This window comes from Methanobrevibacter sp. (assembly GCF_017432245.1).
Taxonomy (GTDB): domain Archaea; phylum Methanobacteriota; class Methanobacteria; order Methanobacteriales; family Methanobacteriaceae; genus Methanobrevibacter.
Window position 1 is genome coordinate 1 of the sequence record NZ_JAFRJO010000010.1, and the last position, 4,872, is coordinate 4,872.

Genomic DNA, 4,872 nt, shown 5'->3' on the forward strand with positions numbered 1-4,872 from the left:
TCAATCAACCAGTTAATATTTTGTCTGTATCCTTCTTCATCTATGGATCCATCCTCATGCATAGGAGTGACCATAGCAACAGCAGTTCCTTCAAAACGCATATAAAACACCTTTTTACTATATAATTATTTTTTTATTTCAATTATTTTAGAAATTCAATAAGAAATTTTAAATTTTATTAATTAAAGAATTCTTAAAACTTAATATAAATTTCAATTTTTATAATTTTAATTTTTAAAAAATCAATATTAATTTCAAATACTTAATCTATTAAAGTTCGTATCAATAAAAACCAAATATTGTTTCGAAACTTCAATGATTGTAAATAAAAATTAATTACAATAAAAAACGAATAAGAATATTTTGCTTCTCTTAAACGAAAATAAAAGCAATCACTTCTTTATGGGGTTAAATAAATAAAAGCGGAAGTTATAAAACTCCCTTTATTAAGTCGTATGCTACCTTACCATCTTCCCAGTTAATAAATAAGACAATAGCAGTTTGAGAAGATGAAATCTCTACAATGTTAATGTGCTCTTCCTTAAGAGGATTGGTGATTTCAGTGATTACTCCAGGAGTTTCAATAAAGTCTGGATTAATCATGGTTAACATTGCAATGTCTCTTCCTAAGGAGATAGAGCTTAAGCTATCTTCAGCAATGACTAAACCATGCAATATGTGATATGCATTATCAGCATCACATTTATCTAAGAATAAGGTAATTGAATTTTGACCTGCAGAAATACCATAAATGTTAATGTTTGCCTCAGCAACTAAAGTGGTCATTTTTGCAAGAAGCCCTATTTGATTAAGCAAGTCTTCACCAACAAGAGCCACTACAGAGATAGGTTCTGGATGCAAGCATACAGATTTGCCCATAGAGTCTTCAAATGGACCTACGATTTCAGTTCCAGGGTCGGATAAGTCTCCTTTTTCAAAACTGATAATTTTTGCATTTATTTCTGGGTCTTTAAATCTTAAAGCATGAGGGTGTAAAACTTGAGCTCCATGAGTAGCTAAATCTCTCATTTCCTCAACGGATATATAATCTAATTTTTTAGCTTCCTCGATTTTTCTTGGATCAGTTGACATGACTCCATCTACATCGGTTACAATGATTACGTCATCTGCATTCAAGCAATGTCCTAATAGGAATGCAGTTACATCACTGCCACCTCTTCCTAAGGTAGTCACTTCCCCTTCTTCAGTTCTTCCTAAAAATCCGCAGACAACTGGAATGATGCCTTGTTCTAAAAGACCTAACAATCCTTGAGATTGCTCTTCAGTTCTTTCAAAGTCAATATTAGCTTTTCCGTAGTTATCATCAGTAATCACAGGCCATAATTCATGGCTTGGATCTATGTATTCGGATTTAACACCTAAGGATTCCAAGACTGATGAAAATACTCTGATGCTGGTTCTCTCACCCATGGATAAAATTTCCGCCAATTGCTTCTCAGTTACTTCTTTTCCAATGGATTCATCAGCAATAGCTACTAAATCATCAGTAGTCTTGTTAATAGCTGATACTACAACCACAACCTTCTTTCCGCTCATGTACTCATTTACGACAGATTGTGCAGCTTTTCTAATTCTTTGTCCATTTCCTATCGAAGTACCGCCAAATTTGGCTACAATTAATTCCATTTGTTTACACACCTTTTTCTTTTAAATTAAAAATTAAAATAATAAATTTTTGATAAAATCATATTTTATAGACTATTATCCATTTATTAATTTTATAAAAGGGTATTAATATATTTATTTATTAAATTTGCAATTTTTTGATGAAAATTAGTGATTTGTTAATAAAAAACATTGAATAGTTAATAAAAATTTGATTAATAAACAATCCTAAAAATAATGAAATCATTCGAATTAAAAAAAGTAAAAAAAATATGAAAAAAGTAGTTAAAAATTATAAAAAAGTGGTAGATTAAAATAAATTAATCTAAAAAGTAGTTAAAAATTTTAAAAAAGTGGTAGATTAAAATAAATTAATCTAAAAAAGTAAAAAATAAAATTAAGCTTGGTTTGCTTGTTGTTTTACTAATCTAGTAACGTAACCAGCAATTTTATTTCTTAAGTGTTTGGTACTTACGGTAGAGTACTCAGATACTAATTTTTTGTTTTCTTCAAAATCAGTGGTAAATTTGCCTGGGTGAGTTTCAATTAATTCTTTAGATATACGTTTTACAAATGAAGTTCTAATATTTCCCATAATCATTCCTCCAATAATTTTCTCTGTTTATTCAATAATTCTCTTTGTTTATTTTTACTTAAAATTGTTAGCATATTCATAATATCGCTAAGAATATCATCATCAATATTTTTTTCTTGAGCTAATCTGCTTACTTTGGCATGAACTTGATCCTCTCTTGATTTATCATAAATATCCATGCCTAAAAATACTTTAGCTGATACGATATCCTTAGCAAGTGAAGTTCTTTCACTTATTAAGTTAACTAAATCATTATCAATTTCATCGATTCTTTTTCTAGACGCTTGAAGAACATTTTGAGCTTCTTCTTCGGTTTCATAATAGCTCATAATCTCTTTTTCATCCATAAAAATAACTCCATAGTTTTGATAATAAATATACTTTATAGTTCATCTTATTTAAATATAGTTATTGAAATAAACTTTTAGAAAAATTTATTTTTTTATTTTAAAAATTTCTTTTCAAATGCTCTCAAAAACAATTAAATATATTATAACCAATATTAAAACAAGAACACGAAAATGGAAGATAATAAAAAATAAATTAATGAAACTTAAAAAAAGTGAAACCATGCATTATGTAAACGCAAAAAGTATCTTATCCCAAAAAAATGGTATGAACCTTTACAGAGGCTGTTCTCATGGCTGCATATACTGCGACTCCAGAAGCAAAATCTACAATATGGACCATGCCTTTGAAGACATTGAAGTTAAGGCAAATGCAACTGAACTATTGAAAAAAGCCCTTAAATCAAAGAAAGAAAAGGTCATGATTGGAACAGGAGCCATGACAGATCCATACATTCCTCTTGAGAAAAAAATACAGAATGTAAGGGAGTCCCTGGAACTGATTTGCAAATATGGGCATGGTTTTACATGCATAACTAAATCTGACCTAATCCTAAGAGATTTGGACTTGCTCAAAAAGATAAATGAAAAATCAAAAGCAGTTGTGCAGATGACCTTAACCACTTACGATGAAGAGCTTTGCAAAATACTTGAGCCCAATGTATGCACAACAAAAGAAAGAGTCGAAGTATTAAAAATATTAAACAAGAAGGATATTCCTACAATCGTTTGGCTATGTCCTATTCTCCCATTCATCAACGATACAGAAGAGAATCTAAATGGAATACTTGACTATTGCATAGACTCAAATGTAAAAGGAATCATTTGCTTTGGAATGGGAATGACATTAAGAGAAGGAAACAGAGAATATTTCTATAAAAAACTAGACAAGCATTTCCCAGGACTTAAGGAAAAATACATCAAGACTTATGGAGATAGCTATGGATTGATGAGTCCAAACCATAATAAATTAATGAAGGTCTTCTACAAAAGAACAAATGAAAACAATATCATGAATAATCAAGATGAAATATTTGAATACTTGCATGAGTTTCCAAGTAAAGACAACACAAAACAGACTACTTTATTTTAAAAAAATAGCTTTAAAAATAGTATAAAAATAGGAAAAATATTTTAAAATTATAAAAAAATAAAAAAAGAAAAGATTAGACTGACAATCTAATCAGATTAGCTATCTAAGAAGTTTTTAATAAGATTATAAAAGTCATCTGGTTGCTCTGCAAAAGCCAAATGACCTGCATCACTGATTAATTCAAATTCTGCACCATCGATTCCACGAGCCACTTCACGACCTAATTCAGGCGGATTAATGCCATCATATTCAGCGCCAATAACCAATGTTTTGCAAGTTACCTTATCATAATCATTTGAATTGTCAAAATTAGCTAGTGATGCATCTTCTGCAGCCTTTTCCTCTTCATTCAATTCCTGGCTTCCATCACCATTCAATATTTCTTCAATATTCAATTCTCCATTGAGAGCCATTTCATAGGATTGCGGAGCAAGGCTGGCCTTTAATATTACACCCATCATTTCTTCTTGGCTTACTTGAGTAATGTCAAGATTTGCTTCCTTTAAAAGTCTTGCAACAGATGAAGTTTTGCCGTGTGGCTTAGTGCAGGCTAAAACAAGATGGTCTATATCATCACATTTGGCTTCAGCTGCCCTAAGGGCAATATATGAACCCATTGAATAGCCTAGAATATCAGCTTTTTCCAAACCTAATTCCCTAATGATTTCATGTATGTCATCTGCATGATCATCAATTGTATATTCCTTAGGGCGTGTTGATTCCCCATGCCCTCTTGTATCAATGGTAATTACACGATAATGGTCTTTGAACATGTCTCTAATCGGATACATGGTTGATTTATTTCCAGTCAATCCATGAATCAGCAATAATGCTTTTTCACCCTCTTCTGTATCATCTATACAAATTTCAATATCATTAACGTTTAAAAACTTTTTCATTGCAAAACCTCCTTTTATATGATATTCTTAATAAGTCTTTAGTAAATACCATCTAAAGAATTAAGTTAAATAAACCTTGTTCCCCTATTATCCACTTCTGTTTCAAGGACCTTTCCTTCATAAGATGCCCAAGCCTCTTTTACGCCATCAATTGAACTTTCATCCACAATAGCTACAAATGAAGATCCGGTTCCAGACAATCCTGAAGCAAGCGCTCCAGCTTGAAGTGCATCAAGAGCAATATTATTATCAAAACCCAATGCATTTCCATACCGCAATCCATTTAAAGACAATGCTTCAAGAGAGTCTCCA

The 4,872-nt window shown here is 30.9% G+C and carries 6 protein-coding genes and 1 pseudogene; 1 reads left to right on the top strand and 6 read right to left on the bottom strand.

Annotation, left to right across the window (positions count from 1 at the left end; translation table 11 throughout):
* From IJI80_RS00760 to IJI80_RS00775, 4 genes are all read right to left on the bottom strand, one after another.
* Positions 1-101 (bottom strand): dihydrodipicolinate synthase family protein (locus IJI80_RS00760; RefSeq protein WP_292786573.1); only part of this gene is annotated, 101 nt, incomplete at its 3' end.
* A gap of 328 nt (positions 102-429) precedes the next feature.
* Positions 430-1,647: an aspartate kinase gene (locus IJI80_RS00765; RefSeq protein WP_292786561.1), complete on the bottom strand. Its 1,218-nt coding sequence runs from the start codon at positions 1,645-1,647 to the stop codon at positions 430-432.
* A 376-nt stretch (positions 1,648-2,023) separates the two neighbouring features.
* Complete coding sequence (locus IJI80_RS00770; RefSeq protein ID WP_292786564.1) at positions 2,024-2,221, bottom strand: 30S ribosomal protein S17e; 198 nt, start codon at positions 2,219-2,221, stop codon at positions 2,024-2,026.
* 2 nt (positions 2,222-2,223) lie between these two features.
* Positions 2,224-2,568, bottom strand: a complete 345-nt coding sequence (locus IJI80_RS00775) for a chorismate mutase (protein WP_292786567.1) — start codon at positions 2,566-2,568, stop codon at positions 2,224-2,226.
* A 223-nt stretch (positions 2,569-2,791) separates the two neighbouring features.
* Here IJI80_RS00775 and IJI80_RS00780 point away from each other — a divergent pair, with 223 nt between their 5' ends.
* Positions 2,792-3,661, top strand: coding sequence for a radical SAM protein (locus IJI80_RS00780; RefSeq protein WP_292786569.1), 870 nt, complete (start codon positions 2,792-2,794; stop codon positions 3,659-3,661).
* A gap of 95 nt (positions 3,662-3,756) precedes the next feature.
* Here IJI80_RS00780 and IJI80_RS00785 read toward each other — a convergent pair whose 3' ends face one another.
* Together IJI80_RS00785 and IJI80_RS00790 are read right to left on the bottom strand one after the other, a co-directional pair.
* Positions 3,757-4,560: an alpha/beta hydrolase gene (locus tag IJI80_RS00785; protein ID WP_292786571.1), complete on the bottom strand. Its 804-nt coding sequence runs from the start codon at positions 4,558-4,560 to the stop codon at positions 3,757-3,759.
* A 65-nt stretch (positions 4,561-4,625) separates the two neighbouring features.
* Positions 4,626-4,872, bottom strand: a pseudogene (locus tag IJI80_RS00790) (shikimate kinase); the annotation flags it as partial.